This is a genomic window from Enterobacter sp. 3U4 (assembly GCF_057224565.1).
The window spans coordinates 4,586,005-4,600,894 of sequence record NZ_CP136665.1 but is presented as its reverse complement, the minus strand read 5'-3'; the positions used below and the strand labels follow the sequence as shown (position 1 = coordinate 4,600,894).

Annotated in this window: 12 protein-coding genes, 1 tRNA gene and 2 rRNA genes; 11 read left to right on the top strand and 4 right to left on the bottom strand. The window is 52.8% G+C overall.

The window, feature by feature from the left end; translation table 11 throughout:
- Positions 1-118: 118 nt before the first annotated feature.
- The 4 genes from dusB to RVY89_RS21915 all read left to right on the top strand — a co-directional run bounded on the left by dusB (position 119) and on the right by RVY89_RS21915 (position 3,967).
- Positions 119-1,084 carry a tRNA dihydrouridine synthase DusB gene (gene dusB, locus RVY89_RS21930; protein ID WP_008502861.1) on the top strand — a complete coding sequence of 322 codons (966 nt, stop codon included), beginning with the start codon at positions 119-121 and terminating at the stop codon, positions 1,082-1,084.
- Positions 1,085-1,107: 23 nt separating this feature from the next.
- Positions 1,108-1,404, top strand: coding sequence for a DNA-binding transcriptional regulator Fis (fis, locus tag RVY89_RS21925; RefSeq protein ID WP_000462905.1), 297 nt, complete (start codon positions 1,108-1,110; stop codon positions 1,402-1,404).
- 177 nt (positions 1,405-1,581) lie between these two features.
- Positions 1,582-1,746, top strand: a complete 165-nt coding sequence (locus RVY89_RS21920) for a DUF2556 family protein (RefSeq protein WP_008502862.1) — start codon at positions 1,582-1,584, stop codon at positions 1,744-1,746.
- Between the two features lie 139 nt (positions 1,747-1,885).
- Entirely contained in the window at positions 1,886-3,967 is a 2,082-nt protein-coding gene (locus RVY89_RS21915; RefSeq protein WP_484826433.1) for a putative bifunctional diguanylate cyclase/phosphodiesterase, read from the top strand.
- On the opposite strand, the gene envR is transcribed toward RVY89_RS21915, so the two are convergent.
- Positions 3,883-4,599 (bottom strand): acrEF/envCD operon transcriptional regulator, encoded by a 717-nt coding sequence (envR, locus tag RVY89_RS21910; protein ID WP_484826432.1) that lies wholly within the window; start codon positions 4,597-4,599, stop codon positions 3,883-3,885. The genes RVY89_RS21915 and envR overlap by 85 nt on opposite strands.
- A 387-nt stretch (positions 4,600-4,986) precedes the next feature.
- On the opposite strand from envR, the gene RVY89_RS21905 reads away from it, so the two are divergent.
- From RVY89_RS21905 to RVY89_RS21875, 7 genes are all read left to right on the top strand, one after another.
- Positions 4,987-6,126, top strand: coding sequence for an efflux RND transporter periplasmic adaptor subunit (locus RVY89_RS21905; protein WP_484826431.1), 1,140 nt, complete (start codon positions 4,987-4,989; stop codon positions 6,124-6,126).
- Positions 6,127-6,137: 11 nt separating this feature from the next.
- The gene (locus tag RVY89_RS21900; RefSeq protein ID WP_484826430.1) at positions 6,138-9,251 is read left to right on the top strand and encodes an efflux RND transporter permease subunit; all 3,114 of its coding nucleotides are present in this window, start codon (positions 6,138-6,140) and stop codon (positions 9,249-9,251) included.
- Positions 9,252-9,555: 304 nt separating this feature from the next.
- Positions 9,556-9,777, top strand: a complete 222-nt coding sequence (locus tag RVY89_RS21895) for a lipoprotein (RefSeq protein WP_008502867.1) — start codon at positions 9,556-9,558, stop codon at positions 9,775-9,777.
- Positions 9,778-10,250: 473 nt separating this feature from the next.
- Positions 10,251-11,276, top strand: a complete 1,026-nt coding sequence (locus RVY89_RS21890) for an amino acid ABC transporter substrate-binding protein (RefSeq protein WP_047071242.1) — start codon at positions 10,251-10,253, stop codon at positions 11,274-11,276.
- A 67-nt stretch (positions 11,277-11,343) separates the two neighbouring features.
- Complete coding sequence (locus RVY89_RS21885) at positions 11,344-12,525, top strand: amino acid ABC transporter permease (RefSeq protein WP_484826429.1); 1,182 nt, start codon at positions 11,344-11,346, stop codon at positions 12,523-12,525.
- A gap of 9 nt (positions 12,526-12,534) precedes the next feature.
- A complete protein-coding gene (locus tag RVY89_RS21880; protein WP_023309439.1) occupies positions 12,535-13,638 on the top strand; it encodes an amino acid ABC transporter permease in 1,104 nt (367 codons plus the stop codon).
- Between the two features lie 7 nt (positions 13,639-13,645).
- Positions 13,646-14,404, top strand: coding sequence for an amino acid ABC transporter ATP-binding protein (locus RVY89_RS21875; protein WP_014171880.1), 759 nt, complete (start codon positions 13,646-13,648; stop codon positions 14,402-14,404).
- A gap of 104 nt (positions 14,405-14,508) precedes the next feature.
- Here RVY89_RS21875 and rrf (RVY89_RS21870) read toward each other — a convergent pair.
- From rrf (RVY89_RS21870) to rrf (RVY89_RS21860), 3 genes are all read right to left on the bottom strand, one after another.
- Positions 14,509-14,624: ribosomal RNA gene (gene rrf, locus RVY89_RS21870) — 5S ribosomal RNA — on the bottom strand.
- 43 nt (positions 14,625-14,667) lie between these two features.
- Positions 14,668-14,743: transfer RNA gene (locus RVY89_RS21865), tRNA-Thr, on the bottom strand.
- A 14-nt stretch (positions 14,744-14,757) separates the two neighbouring features.
- Positions 14,758-14,873: ribosomal RNA gene (gene rrf, locus RVY89_RS21860) — 5S ribosomal RNA — on the bottom strand.
- Positions 14,874-14,890: the final 17 nt, after the last annotated feature.

Sequence of the window (14,890 nt, the reverse complement as noted above, 5' to 3'; positions counted from 1 at the left end):
TTGAGCGGCTATTCCTTGATCTACAACAGTGGATTGTTCAAAGTTTGGCCTTTCATCTCGTGCAAAAAATGCGTAATATACGCCGCCTTGCAGTCACAGTATGGTCATTTCTTAACTCATGCGCATCGGACACCACCAGCTTAGAAATCGCCTGATCGCAGCCCCTATGGCAGGTATTACCGACCGGCCGTTCAGGACGCTGTGCTATGAGATGGGAGCCGGTTTAACCGTATCCGAGATGATGTCGTCTAACCCGCAGGTTTGGGAAAGCGATAAATCCCGCCTTCGGATGGTGCACATTGATGAACCCGGTATTCGCACCGTGCAAATTGCCGGAAGCGTGCCTGAAGAGATGGCAGATGCCGCGCGTATCAACGTGGAAAGTGGTGCCCAGATTATTGATATCAATATGGGGTGCCCGGCCAAAAAAGTGAATCGCAAGCTTGCAGGTTCAGCCCTTCTGCAATACCCCGACCAGGTGAAAGCTATCCTGACGGCGGTTGTCAGCGCAGTGGACGTTCCTGTTACGTTGAAGATTCGCACGGGTTGGTCGCCGGAACACCGTAACTGTGTAGAGATTGCCCAACTGGCCGAAGACTGTGGCATTCAGGCCCTGACCATTCATGGACGCACGCGCGCCTGTTTGTTCAACGGTGAAGCTGAATACGACAGCATTCGGGCAGTTAAGCAGAAAGTTTCCATTCCGATTATCGCGAATGGCGACATAACTGACCCGCTTAAAGCCAGAGCTGTGCTCGACTATACGGGAGCTGATGCTCTGATGATAGGACGTGCCGCTCAGGGAAGACCCTGGATCTTTCGGGAAATCCAGCATTATCTGGACACTGGAGAGCTGCTTGCTCCCCTGCCTCTGGCAGAGGTTAAGCGCTTGCTTTGTTCGCATGTTCGGGAACTGCATGACCACTACGGTCAGGCGAAAGGGTACCGAATTGCGCGTAAACACGTTTCCTGGTATCTCCAGGAGCACGCTCCAGATGACCAGTTTCGGCGCACATTCAACGCCATAGAGGATGCCAGCGAACAGCTGGAGGCGTTGGAGGCATACTTCGAAAATCTTGCGTAATGAAATAAAGAGCTGACAGAACTATGTTCGAACAACGCGTAAATTCTGACGTACTGACCGTTTCTACCGTTAACTCTCAGGACCAGGTAACTCAAAAGCCCCTGCGTGACTCGGTTAAACAGGCACTGAAGAACTATTTTGCTCAACTGAACGGTCAGGATGTTAATGACCTGTATGAGCTGGTACTGGCTGAAGTTGAACAGCCACTGTTGGACATGGTGATGCAATACACCCGCGGTAACCAAACCCGCGCTGCGCTGATGATGGGTATCAACCGTGGTACTCTGCGTAAGAAACTGAAAAAATACGGCATGAACTGATACTAATCAGTTAAATGCTTGTTTAAAAAGGCGCTCTTCGGCATGGGGAAGCGCCTTTTTTATTACCGGCTTCAGTCCGTCAACGCTTTGTAAACCTTCGCTTACCCCGCTTTAAAACCACAGCTTTTGGTGTATATTTCCCCCACTCTACTGGCGCTCTTCTCGCGGAATGACACAATGATTCGTAAATACTGGTGGCTGGTTGTCTTTGCAATCTCCGTTCTCATTTTCGATGCACTCCTGATGCAGTGGATTGAACTGATGAGCACCGAAACCGATAAGTGTCGCAATATGAACTCCGTGAATCCCCTGAAACTCGTGAACTGCTCAGAGCTCGACTAACCGCCTGATTGCGCAAATCGCCCCGTTATTACCCACTAAAAACGGGGATTTAAATCCCTTTGAGCCATTACCCGACGGTGATAATGTCTCGCCCTTCTTAACCTCTCTAGCGTAACCTCACACTCGAGTAGAACCGTCCATGCTGGTCAGCCAATACAACCATATCCTTGTTGTCCTCTCCTTTGTTGTTGCCATCCTTGCCGCGTATACCGCTCTGAATATGGCTGCACGCGTCGCCGGGAGTGAGGGCGTCGCTGCCCGCGTCTGGCTGGCTGGCGGCGGTATTGCTATGGGCATAGGCGTGTGGGCCATGCATTTTATCGGCATGCTGGCGATGGACCTCTCCATGAGCATGAGCTACAACGCCACCCTGACGGTGTTATCCATGGTCATCGCCGTGGGTTCGTCACTGTTTGCGCTATGGCTCGTGAGCTGCGAGCAACTACGCCTGCGCCGACTGCTGCCCGGCGCGCTGGTAATGGGTAGCGGTATTGTTGCTATGCATTACACCGGCATGGCGGCGTTGGAAGTGATGCCCGGGATTATCTGGGACAAGGTCTGGGTGGCCATTTCGGTCGCCATTGCGCTTGTGGCTTCACTCGCGGCATTATGGCTGACCTTCCGCCTGCGCCGCGAAGCCGCGCAGGTCGTGCTGATGCGCATGGGTGCCGCCATCACGATGGGAATTGCCATTGCCGGGATGCACTATGCCGGGATGAAAGCGGCGCAGTTTCCGATGTCCACAATGGTTCACCATGAGGGTATCAACGGGAGCTGGCTGGCGGTGCTGGTCAGCGTCGTCGCGCTCTCTATTCTTGGAATCACCCTGCTGGTGTCGATGCTGGATGCCCGCCTTCAGGCACGCACCGCCCTTCTGGCCTCCTCGCTGGCAGAAGCTAACCGGGAACTTGCTCAACTGGCGCTACACGATACCCTGACGCGTCTGCCCAATCGTATCCTGCTGGAAGACCGACTCGATCAGGCCATCAGTAAAGCCGATCGTGAAGGGAATCACTTTGCTCTGATGTTCATGGATCTTGACGGCTTTAAAGCCATCAATGACGCCTACGGCCATGATGTCGGTGACAGGCTGCTGGTCGCCGTTACGCAGCGTCTGCTGCTTCTCCTGAAAGGCCAGTTCACCCTTGCACGTATCGGCGGTGATGAATTTGTTCTGCTGGCAGAGGGAGAAGGTCCGGACGACGCGGCATCGCTGGCGAACTCGCTGGTTCGCGCGATCGATAGCCCGTTCAATCTCAGCCCCTATGAACTGGTAGTGACCCTTAGCATCGGTATCGCGCTGTATCCTCACGACGGTAAAACCGAGCGTGAGCTGATGTTTAACGCCGACGCGGCGATGTATCACACGAAGCATATGGGCCGTAACGGTTACCACTTTTTCCAGCCCTCCATGAACACCCTGGCGCAGACCCATCTCCAGTTAATGAACGATCTGTGGATGGCGATCGATCGCAATGAGCTGCGCCTGCTGTATCAGCCAAAATTTCACGCCCCGGCGGGCCCAGTCCTGGGATTCGAAGCGTTATTGCGCTGGCAGCATCCTAAGCAGGGGTTACTAACCCCGGACCTGTTCCTGCCGCTGGCGGAAAAAACGGGGCTAATCGTCCCCATTGGCAACTGGGTGATTAATGAAGCCTGTCGCCAGCTGCGGGAATGGCATCTTCAGGGGCATCAAAGCTGGTCAATGGCGGTAAACCTGTCGACACTGCAGTTTGAACAACCTTCGCTGGTTAAAACAGTTCTCGACTGCCTGGCACTTCACCAGGTACCACCGGAAATGTTGATCCTCGAAGTGACGGAAACCACGGCGATGAGCAACCCGGATGAGAGCGTACGAGTGCTGACAGAGCTGACGGATGCAGGCGTGAAGGCCTCCATTGATGATTTTGGCACCGGATATTCGAGCCTGCTGTACCTCAAGCGTTTACCGGCCTGCGAATTGAAAATCGACAGGGCGTTTGTGAAAGAGCTCAGCGGCGAGAGCGAGGATGCCACTATTGTTTCAGCGATTGTGGCCCTCGCCAAAACACTCAACCTGAAAGTCGTGGCTGAAGGTGTAGAAACCGAAGCACAGCAAGCCTTTTTGACCGAGCTGGGCTGCAACACCCTTCAGGGTTATCTGTTAGGTAAACCCGTCAGCGCACAGACCATAGAATCACTTTGTGCCCGAGGGGAAATGTTACCTGGTGCTGAGCAGTAAGCATCATCCGGCGACACGCGAATAACCGGGAGTGTCGCCAGTATGCTATCGACCAGAGCGGGAGCCTGCTGATAAAGATTAAAACTGTCGTTATTCATTAACCAGTTTTTAATTATTCCGCTAAAAAAACCGTGGAATACGATCAGGGTCAGATCAACATTTACCTTTGGAGAAATGATGTTACGTGAAATGCAGGCCTCCAGCGTAGCACGTAGCGTGTCGTAATTGAATCCAATCCTTTTTCTGATCTCTCTCTCAGAAATCATATCACTGCTAAATTCACATTTATGATACAGAATTTGTAAAAGCGCACATTGCCGGGGTTCATGGGCAATATACTGAAGCGCAGTAATAAATTGCTCACGAAGTATTAACAATGGATCATCACCTTCGGAAAGGGAAAGCCGATCGCGAATAATGTCGCGAAGCGGTAATTGCTGCTCCCAGATGGCATTAAATATTTCGGCTTTACTGGTGAAGTGCCAGTAGATGGCACCGCGCGTAACCTTTGCGGCATCCGCGATGTCCGTCAGCGTCGTGTTGGCTACGCCACGCGTCGCAAACTGCCCGATAGCTGCCTCAATCAGCTGCTGCCGGGTTTGTTGAGCTTCTTCTTTCTTTTTACGCGCCATAGACAACGACTCGCTACTCACAAGATTTATACGTAACACAGGGGTCAGGAGAAAGAAAGTATTCACCAAATTCCGTTTTAATTTTGCACAAAAAAAGTCAATCTTCTTAATTTATAGCTTAGCTAAATACATATTTAATTTTAAATTCACAACATGAATAATTAAATCACGTTAAGCGTTATTTAACTGATTAGTTTGCCGTAAGACAGCGGAGAAATAAACCGAGCCTGTTTCTGATTTTTCTGCTTAGACCTTGCCATTCGCACTTATAAATTAAAAAACATTAAATACCCTCATTATTATACGCAGCTACATTTTATTTTTATCCCGCTGCCCTGCTACCGATTCACGCCAAATATCGGTTAGCGGGTATTTAAAGGACCAGTAATGACGAATCATTTCAGACGCTTACCCTTAGCCGGTTTCATTGTCTGTGCTGTACTGCTCTCAGGATGCGATGGCCAGGAAAACCAACCGCAACATCCGCAGGCCCCTCAGGTCAGCGTGCATATTGTGAAAAGCGCGCCGCTGGCTGTCACCACTGAACTCCCGGGCAGAACAGATGCGTTCCGCGTTGCAGAGGTTCGTCCGCAGGTTAGCGGTATCATCCTGCGCCGCAACTTCACGGAAGGCAGCGATGTAAAAGCCGGGGATTCGCTTTATCAGATCGATCCTGCAACCTATCAGGCGGCTTACGATAACGCGAAAGGCGAGCTGGCGAAGGCCCAGGCGGCGGCCAATATTGCGCACCTGACGGTGAAACGTTATCTCCCGCTGGTCGGCACGCAGTATGTCAGCAAGCAAGAGTATGACCAGGCCGTCGCCACGGCCCAGCAGGCAGATGCCAGCGTCGTCGCCGCCAAAGCGGGCGTTGAAAGTGCACGAATCAATCTTGCTTATACCAAAGTGACGTCTCCCGTCGATGGCCGCATCGGCAAATCCAGCGTGACGGAAGGCGCGCTCGTGACGAACGGACAAACCGCGGCGCTGGCAACGGTCCAGCAGCTTGATCCGATTTACGTCGATGTTACCCAGTCCAGTAATGATTTTATGCGTCTGAAGCAGACGAGCCTGCAAAAAGGCGATACCGCCAGCAGCGTTGAGCTACTGATGGAGAACGGACAGCCCTATCCGCTGAAAGGCACATTGCAGTTCTCAGACGTCACGGTGGATGAAAGTACCGGCTCGATTACCCTGCGCGCCATTTTCCCGAATCCTCAGCATCTGCTGTTACCCGGTATGTTCGTTCGCGCCCGCATTGATGAAGGTACGCAGCCGGATGCGATTCTGGTTCCCCAGCAAGGCGTGACCCGCACACCGCGAGGCGATGCCACCGTGATGGTGGTAAACGATAAAAACCAGGTTGAGTCTCGCACCGTCGTTGCGTCTCAGGCGATTGGGGACCGCTGGCTGGTAACGGAAGGGCTGAAAAACGGTGACCGCGTGATTGTCAGCGGACTACAGAAGGTCAGACCGGGCGTAACCGTCGTCGCTACGTCTGATACCACCACTGCTCCAGCCAGTTAAGGGACGACGACATGGCTAATTTCTTTATTCAGCGACCGGTTTTCGCCTGGGTACTTGCCATCATTTTGATGATTGCAGGCGGGCTGGCCATTCTCAAACTTCCCGTCGCACAGTATCCGACCATTGCACCTCCCGCCGTGGCGATATCCGCGACCTACCCGGGCGCTGACGCTCAAACGGTACAGGATACCGTGACCCAGGTTATCGAACAGAACATGAACGGCATCGATAACCTGATGTATATGTCTTCCACCAGCGATTCAGCGGGTAACGTCACCATCACCCTGACCTTCGAGTCAGGAACCGATCCGGACATCGCCCAGGTACAGGTGCAGAACAAGCTGCAGCTCGCCATGCCGCTGCTGCCGCAAGAGGTGCAGCAGCAAGGGATTGGCGTGGAGAAATCCAGCAGCAGCTTCCTGCTGGTCGCCGGCTTTGTTTCAGACAACAAAAACCTCACGCAGAATGACATCTCTGACTATGTCGCTTCGAACGTCAAAGATGCCATCAGCCGAACGCCTGGCGTCGGTGACGTTCAGCTGTTTGGCGCTCAGTATGCGATGCGCATCTGGCTCGACAGCAATGCGATGAACAAATACCAGCTGACGCCGCTGGATATTATCAATCAATTGAAAACGCAGAACGATCAGATAGCGGCTGGCCAGCTGGGCGGAACACCGTCCATCCCGGGACAACAGCTGAATGCCTCGATCATCGCGCAAACCCGCCTGAAATCACCGGAAGAGTTCGGTCGCGTGACGCTCAAGGTGAACCAGGACGGCTCGATGGTGCATCTGAAGGATGTGGCTCGCATTGAGCTGGGTGGCGAAAACTACAACATGGTGACAAAAATCAACGGGCAGGCGGCAACCGGCCTGGGGATTAAGCTGGCAACCGGGGCCAATGCGCTGGATACGGCGGCAGCCATCAAGAGCAAGCTGGCACAACTGCAGCCGTTCTTCCCGCAGGGGCTCAAAGTAGTCTACCCCTATGACACCACGCCGTTTGTGAAAATCTCCATCCACGAAGTGGTGAAGACCCTGTTTGAGGCGATCGTTCTGGTCTTCCTGGTCATGTACCTGTTCCTGCAAAACCTGCGGGCAACGCTCATCCCAACGATCGCGGTTCCGGTCGTTCTGCTGGGTACCTTCGCGGTTCTGGCGGCGTTCGGTTTCTCCATCAATACCCTGACAATGTTCGGCATGGTGCTGGCGATAGGCCTGCTGGTTGATGACGCTATCGTGGTCGTTGAGAACGTTGAGCGCGTCATGGTCGAGGACAAACTGCCGCCGAAAGAGGCCACGCAGAAGTCTATGGAGCAGATCCAGGGCGCACTGGTGGGGATCGCCATGGTGCTCTCGGCGGTCTTTATTCCGATGGCCTTTTTTGGCGGCTCGACGGGGGCAATCTATCGCCAGTTTTCGCTAACTATCGTTTCCGCGATGGCGTTGTCCGTACTGGTTGCGCTAATCCTGACGCCCGCCCTCTGTGCAACGTTGCTTAAGCCCGTTTCCGGCGACCATCATGAGAAAAAAGGTGGCTTCTTCGGCTGGTTTAATGCGCTTTTTGATAAGAGCGTGGAGCACTACAGTAACAGCGTGAGCGGTATCTTGCGCAAAACCGGGCGCTATCTGGTGGTATACGTCATTATTGTCGGTGGGATGGCGGTGCTCTTCCTGCGCTTACCCACCTCCTTCCTCCCCGAAGAGGATCAGGGGGTGTTTATGACGATGGTTCAGCTTCCTGCGGGAGCAACCCAGACGCGTACTCAGCAGGTCCTCGACCAGGTTCAGGACTACTACCTGAATAAAGAGAAGGCGAATGTTGAATCCGTTTTTACCGTAAACGGTTTTAGCTTTAGCGGCCAGGGTCAGAACTCCGGCATTGCCTTCATCAGCCTGAAGCCCTGGGAGGAGCGCCCTGGGTCGGAAAATGGCGTCGAAGCCATAGTAGGTCGCGCGACGAAAGCCTTCAGTCAGATTAAAGACGGCCTTGTTTTCCCGTTTAACCTGCCTGCAATTATTGAGCTGGGTACCGCCACGGGCTTCGACTTTGAACTGATCGATCAGGCTAACCTGGGACATACCCAGCTGACGCAGGCGCGTAATCAGCTGCTCAGCATGGTGAAAGAGCACTCTGACCTGCTGGTTCGCGTGCGCCCTAACGGTCTGGAAGATACGCCTCAGTTCAAGCTGGATGTCGACCAGGAGAAAGCGCAGGCGCTGGGCATCAGTCTTTCTGACGTCAACCAGACGATCTCTACAGCCTTAGGCGGCACCTATGTGAATGACTTTATCGATCATGGGCGCGTGAAAAAGGTCTACGTCCAGGCTGACGCAAAATTCCGTATGTTGCCTGGAGATATTAACAACCTTTACGTGCGCAGTGCGAACGGGGAAATGGTGCCGTTCTCAGCCTTTAGCAACGCTCACTGGGTTTACGGTTCACCTCGTCTGGAGCGCTATAACGGGATGCCCTCTATGGAGATCCTCGGTGAATCAGCCCCGGGTAAAAGTACCGGTGAGGCCATGGTTATGATGGAGAGTCTCGCGGCAAAACTGCCTTCCGGCATCGGTTATGACTGGACGGGGATGTCTTATCAGGAGCGGCTTTCGGGTAACCAGGCGCCTGCGCTGTATGCCATTTCACTGATCGTGGTGTTCCTGTGTCTGGCAGCGCTGTATGAAAGCTGGTCCATTCCGTTCTCCGTTATGCTGGTTGTGCCGTTGGGGGTCATCGGGGCGCTTCTCGCAGCGTCGCTACGCGGGTTAAACAACGACGTCTATTTCCAGGTCGGCCTGCTGACGACAATTGGTTTATCGGCGAAAAACGCCATTCTGATCGTCGAATTTGCTAAAGACCTGATGGATAAAGAAGGTAAAGGCATCATTGAAGCCACGCTGGAAGCGTCAAGGATGCGCCTTCGACCGATCCTGATGACCTCCCTGGCCTTTATTCTTGGCGTCATGCCGCTGGTGATTAGCTCCGGGGCCGGGAGCGGCGCGCAAAACGCCGTCGGTACGGGCGTGATGGGGGGAATGCTTTCCGCAACGCTGCTGGCGATTTTCTTCGTGCCCGTCTTCTTTGTGGTTGTTCGGCGACGATTTACTCATCATAAAGATTAATGTTCCCCCGAAAAGGCACCTTTGGTGCCTTTTTTATTTTTAACATAAACAATGAATTAGGTTTTACATAAAGGCAGCGTTGAAAATATGATGATTTGCATTAAGTAAAAACAGTCTCTTGCCGCTTCATAATGTCTCCATTAATTCCTCCTGAAACCGACTTTTCTCCACGATTTTTACAAACTACATAATTTGAGATTATTCCTCGTGTAACGCGGACTTACCCCGGTGGTAAAATAACCTCCAGTTCGTTAATAGCCCTCCTGGCTTTATAGCGGATGAGAAATAATATTGAGGTAACATCATGAAAAGATTCATTTCCGTTGCACTTCTCGCTGCGCTGCTTGCTGGTTGCGCGCACGACTCTCCATGTGTACCGGTTTACGACGACCAGGGCCGACTGGTTCATACCAATACCTGTATGAAGGGCACCACCCAGGATAACTGGGAAACTGCGGGTGCTATCGCCGGCGGTGCTGCCGCAGTGGCGGGTTTAACGCTGGGTATTGTTGCCCTGACGAAGTAACAGCTGTTAAGAAAGCGCGGCTCTGGCCGCGCTTTTGCTTTTAATGAGTGCAATATTTTCAAATAAGTAAAAAAATAGCCCCGTATTTATTCGCGCCGATCATTTCAGGCTGAAGTCAGTCACATCTTTTTCGTATACTCATTTAAATTACCTGTTCTATTGTGATGATTTTCACACATTAATATTATTGAATATCCTGCCAATATTCACGCTGGAAACTATCTCTTCTTTTTCCTGACGAGACTCTAAACTTTTGCTCCAATTTGTGGCACAGGTTGTAATTTCGCACCGTTTCAGGGCGCTCGTTTTATTTAAGCCTGTCTACACTCAGCATTAAGCGTTCACTCATCTCTTATTTTGTCGAACGCAAAACTGGCATTACGTTTGCTTTATAAACGTTGGCCAAAGCCACAGACAGGTAAAGCGTTTAAAAACGCCTCTATAACGATAAATTTCGCCACACAGGATGCATTATGAAAAAGACGATGATAGCCAGCCTGGCCGCTGCAGGCATGATGTTTGCCGTAGCCGGTCAAGCCCATGCGGGAACGACACTGGATGCCGTTAAAAAGAAAGGTTTTGTTCAATGCGGTATCAGTGACGGTTTGCCTGGCTTCTCTTATGCCGATGCGAACGGCAAATTTACCGGTATTGATGTGGACGTCTGCCGTGGCGTTGCAGCCGCCGTTTTTGGCGATGACAGCAAAGTAAAATACACCCCGCTGACGGCGAAAGAACGCTTTACGGCGCTGCAGTCCGGCGAGGTCGACATGCTCTCCCGTAATACCACCTGGACGTCATCCCGTGATGCAGGCATGGGGATGTCATTTACGGGCGTGACCTATTATGACGGCATCGGCTTCCTGACCCACAATAAAGCCGGCCTGAAAAGCGCCAAAGAACTGGATGGCGCCACCGTTTGTATCCAGGCGGGCACCGATACCGAGCTGAACGTCGCGGATTATTTCAAAGCAAACAATATGAAATACACCCCGGTGACATTCGACCGCTCGGATGAGTCGGCCAAAGCGCTGGAATCCGGCCGTTGCGACACGCTGGCCTCTGACCAGTCACAGCTGTATGCCTTACGTATTAAGCTGAGCAATCCGGCAGAATGGATTGTTCTGCCTGAAGTGATCTCCAAAGAACCTCTCGGCCCCGTCGTTCGTCGTGGCGATGAAGACTGGTTCTCCATTGTTCGCTGGACGCTGTTTGCCATGCTGAACGCAGAAGAGATGGGCATCAACTCGAAAAACGTGGATGAGAAAGCCGCTAAGCCATCGAACCCGGATATGGCACACCTGCTCGGTACAGAAGGTGATTTCGGCAAGGATCTGAAGCTGGATAACAAGTGGGCCTACAACATCATCAAACAGGTGGGCAACTACTCTGAGATCTTTGAACGCAACGTGGGATCGGAAAGCCCGCTGAAGATCAAACGCGGCCAGAACAACCTCTGGAACAACGGCGGTATTCAGTACGCACCACCAGTACGTTAAGTCATAGCTGTAACGGGCACTGCTCCGGCAGTGCCCACTCCAGAGTCATGGTTACTGAGGTTTCTTTATGTCCCATCGCCGCTCAGCCGTAAAAGGATCGCTATCCTTTTCTCATCCCGCGGTCCGCGCCTGGCTATTCCAGATTATTGCTATTGTTGCGGTTGTTCTCATCGCCGTGTATCTCATCCATAACACCATCACCAACCTGAACAATCGCGGCATTACCTCCGGTTTCGCGTTTTTAGATCGCAGCGCGGGGTTTGGCATTGTTCAACATCTTATTGATTACCAGGAAGGTGACACGTACGGACGCGTGTTCGTGGTCGGTTTACTGAATACGCTGTTGGTATCGGCGCTTTGTATCGTCTTCGCGTCGATACTGGGCTTCTTTATTGGCCTGGCGCGTCTTTCTGAAAACTGGCTCCTGCGGAAACTGTCGACTGTTTATATTGAGACGTTCCGCAATATCCCCCCGCTCCTGCAGATTTTCTTCTGGTATTTCGCCGTACTGCGTAACCTTCCCGGTCCCCGTCAGGCCGTCGACGCGTTTGAGCTTTTTTTCCTGAGCAACCGAGGGTTGTCCATTCCTTCTCCTCAGCCGGGCGAAGGTTTGTACGCTTTCATTGGAGCGATTGCGATCGCGCTGGCTCTCACTGCTGGGGTATTCCGTTTTAACCGCACGCATCAGATCAAAACCGGTCAGCTTCGCAGAACCTGGCCCACGGCTGTCATCCTGATCGTTAGCCTGCCGCTAGTGGCTCACTGGCTGTTTGGGGCCGCGCTGCACTGGGACATTCCCCATCTTCGTGGCTTTAACTTTCAGGGCGGGATGGTATTAATTCCTGAGCTCGCAGCTCTGACATTGGCGCTGTCGATTTATACGTCCGCGTTTATCGCAGAGATTATCCGTGCCGGGATCCAGGCCGTACCTTACGGACAGCACGAGGCGGCACGCTCGCTGGGATTACCCCATACCGTGACGCTTCGCCAGGTCATCATCCCGCAGGCTTTACGGGTCATCATTCCTCCCCTGACCAGCCAGTATCTCAATATTGTCAAAAACTCGTCGCTGGCCGCAGCCATTGGTTATCCGGACATGGTGTCACTCTTCGCCGGAACCGTGCTTAACCAGACCGGGCAAGCCATTGAAACCATCGCCATCACGATGTCTGTCTATCTGATCATCAGCCTGGTGATTTCACTGCTGATGAACCTCTATAACCGTCGTATAGCACTGGTCGAGCGCTAAGGATTTATGATGACAAAAGCGATACTGTCGCACTCCTCGCGCCCTGCCAACTCGACAGGTGGACGTTTCATTCTCTGGGCGCGTAAGAATCTGTTCTCCAGCTGGAGTAACAGCCTGCTTACGATTGTCTGCCTGTGGCTCATGTGGGAATTGATACCTCCCCTGCTGAACTGGGCGTTTTTACAGGCCAACTGGGTCGGTTCAACCCGGGCGGACTGTACAAAAGCCGGCGCCTGCTGGGTGTTTATCCATGAACGCTTCGGTCAGTTCATGTATGGGTTGTATCCGCATGAACAGCGCTGGCGGATTAATCTGGCACTGGTTATCGGTCTGCTCTCTGTCGCAGTCATGTTCTGGAAAAAGCTGCCTCACCGTGGACGCTATATTGCCGTCTGGGCGGTGGTTTATCCGATTATTGTCTGGGTACTTTTGTATGGCGGTTTCCTGGGACTGGAACGCGTTGAAACACGCCAGTGGGGCGGGCTGACGCTGACGCTGATTATCGCTTCAGTGGGGATAGCCGGTGCTTTACCGTGGGGGATTTTACTGGCCCTTGGACGGCGTTCAAAAATGCCGATCGTCCGCGTGCTCTCCGTTATCTTCATTGAGTTCTGGCGCGGCGTACCGCTTATCACCGTGCTGTTTATGTCGTCGGTCATGCTGCCGCTGTTTATGGCAGAAGGTACAACCATCGACAAGCTGATCCGTGCCCTGGTGGGGGTGATTCTCTTTCAGTCCGCCTACGTCGCTGAAGTTGTACGAGGTGGTTTGCAGGCGTTGCCTAAAGGCCAGTACGAAGCGGCGGAATCACTGGCGCTCGGTTACTGGAAAACGCAGGGACTGGTCATTCTTCCCCAGGCACTCAAGCTGGTCATTCCGGGTCTGGTCAACACGATCATTGCCCTCTTCAAGGATACCAGCCTGGTGATCATTATCGGATTGTTCGATCTCTTTAGCAGCGTGCAGCAGGCAACCGTTGACCCTGTCTGGCTGGGCATGTCTACCGAAGGATATGTCTTTGCTGCCCTGATCTACTGGATCTTTTGTTTTAGCATGTCGCGCTACAGCCAGCATCTGGAAAAGCGCTTTAACACCGGGCGTACACCGCACTGAGGAAATTATGAGCCAAATAACTATGACACCCGCCGACGCGATGATTACGCTGGAAAATGTGAACAAATGGTACGGACAGTTTCATGTTCTGAAGGACATTAATCTTAAGGTCAAGCAGGGAGAGCGCATCGTCCTGTGCGGCCCTTCCGGATCCGGGAAATCCACGACCATTCGCTGTATTAATCATCTTGAAGAACACCAGCAAGGACGCATTGTGGTTGACGGTATCGAGCTGAATGAAGATATCCGCAATATCGAACGCGTGCGTCAGGAAGTGGGAATGGTATTTCAGCACTTTAATCTGTTTCCGCACCTGACCGTTCTGCAGAACTGTACGCTTGCGCCGATTTGGGTACGGAAGATGCCGAAAAAGGAAGCCGAGGCCTTGGCAATGCACTACCTGGAGCGCGTACGTATCGCAGAGCATGCGAATAAATTCCCTGGCCAGATATCGGGTGGGCAGCAGCAGCGTGTGGCTATCGCCCGTTCACTGTGTATGAAACCGAAAATTATGCTGTTTGATGAACCGACATCTGCCCTGGATCCGGAAATGGTGAAGGAGGTTCTGGACACCATGATTGGGCTGGCACAATCCGGCATGACCATGCTGTGTGTGACGCATGAAATGGGGTTTGCGCGAACCGTGGCCGACCGGGTGATCTTTATGGACCGCGGGGAAATTGTTGAGCAGGCACCGCCGGATGAGTTCTTTGCGCATCCGAAGTCAGAACGCACGCGAGCCTTCCTGTCGCAGGTGATTCATTAGTCGTTTGCTCTGCCGGGTGGCGGCTTCGCCTTACCCGGCCTACCGTTTTTTCTGCATAAACGCAAAAAGGCCATCCTTTCGGATGGCCTTTTCACTTATTTGATGTCTGGCAGTTCCCTACTCTCACATGGGGAGACCCCACACTACCATCGGCGCTACGGCGTTTCACTTCTGAGTTCGGCATGGGGTCAGGTGGGACCACCGCGCTAAAGCCGCCAGACAAATTCTTTTACTTCTTGCCGAACTTTAACCTAAGTATAAAGTGGTGCTGATACCCAGAGTCGAACTGGGGACCTCACCCTTACCAAGGGTGCGCTCTACCAACTGAGCCATATCAGCACGCTAAATTTGATGCCTGGCAGTTCCCTACTCTCACATGGGGAGACCCCACACTACCATCGGCGCTACGGCGTTTCACTTCTGAGTTCGGCATGGGGTCAGGTGGGACCACCGCGCTAAAGCCGCCAGGCAAATTCTGTTAAATCT

Bases quoted from the DNA above. Each gene is read 5' to 3' on its own strand.
- RVY89_RS21920 (WP_008502862.1), top strand. From the start codon at position 1,582: ATGATTCGTAAATACTGGTGGCTGGTTGTCTTTGCAATCTCCGTTCTC.
- RVY89_RS21915 (WP_484826433.1), top strand. From the start codon at position 1,886: ATGCTGGTCAGCCAATACAACCATATCCTTGTTGTCCTCTCCTTTGTT.
- dusB (WP_008502861.1), top strand. From the start codon at position 119: ATGCGCATCGGACACCACCAGCTTAGAAATCGCCTGATCGCAGCCCCT.
- RVY89_RS21880 (WP_023309439.1), top strand. From the start codon at position 12,535: ATGACAAAAGCGATACTGTCGCACTCCTCGCGCCCTGCCAACTCGACA.
- RVY89_RS21885 (WP_484826429.1), top strand. From the start codon at position 11,344: ATGTCCCATCGCCGCTCAGCCGTAAAAGGATCGCTATCCTTTTCTCAT.
- RVY89_RS21900 (WP_484826430.1), top strand. From the start codon at position 6,138: ATGGCTAATTTCTTTATTCAGCGACCGGTTTTCGCCTGGGTACTTGCC.
- fis (WP_000462905.1), top strand. From the start codon at position 1,108: ATGTTCGAACAACGCGTAAATTCTGACGTACTGACCGTTTCTACCGTT.
- RVY89_RS21895 (WP_008502867.1), top strand. From the start codon at position 9,556: ATGAAAAGATTCATTTCCGTTGCACTTCTCGCTGCGCTGCTTGCTGGT.
- envR (WP_484826432.1), bottom strand. From the start codon at position 4,599: ATGGCGCGTAAAAAGAAAGAAGAAGCTCAACAAACCCGGCAGCAGCTG.
- RVY89_RS21890 (WP_047071242.1), top strand. From the start codon at position 10,251: ATGAAAAAGACGATGATAGCCAGCCTGGCCGCTGCAGGCATGATGTTT.
- RVY89_RS21875 (WP_014171880.1), top strand. From the start codon at position 13,646: ATGAGCCAAATAACTATGACACCCGCCGACGCGATGATTACGCTGGAA.
- RVY89_RS21905 (WP_484826431.1), top strand. From the start codon at position 4,987: ATGACGAATCATTTCAGACGCTTACCCTTAGCCGGTTTCATTGTCTGT.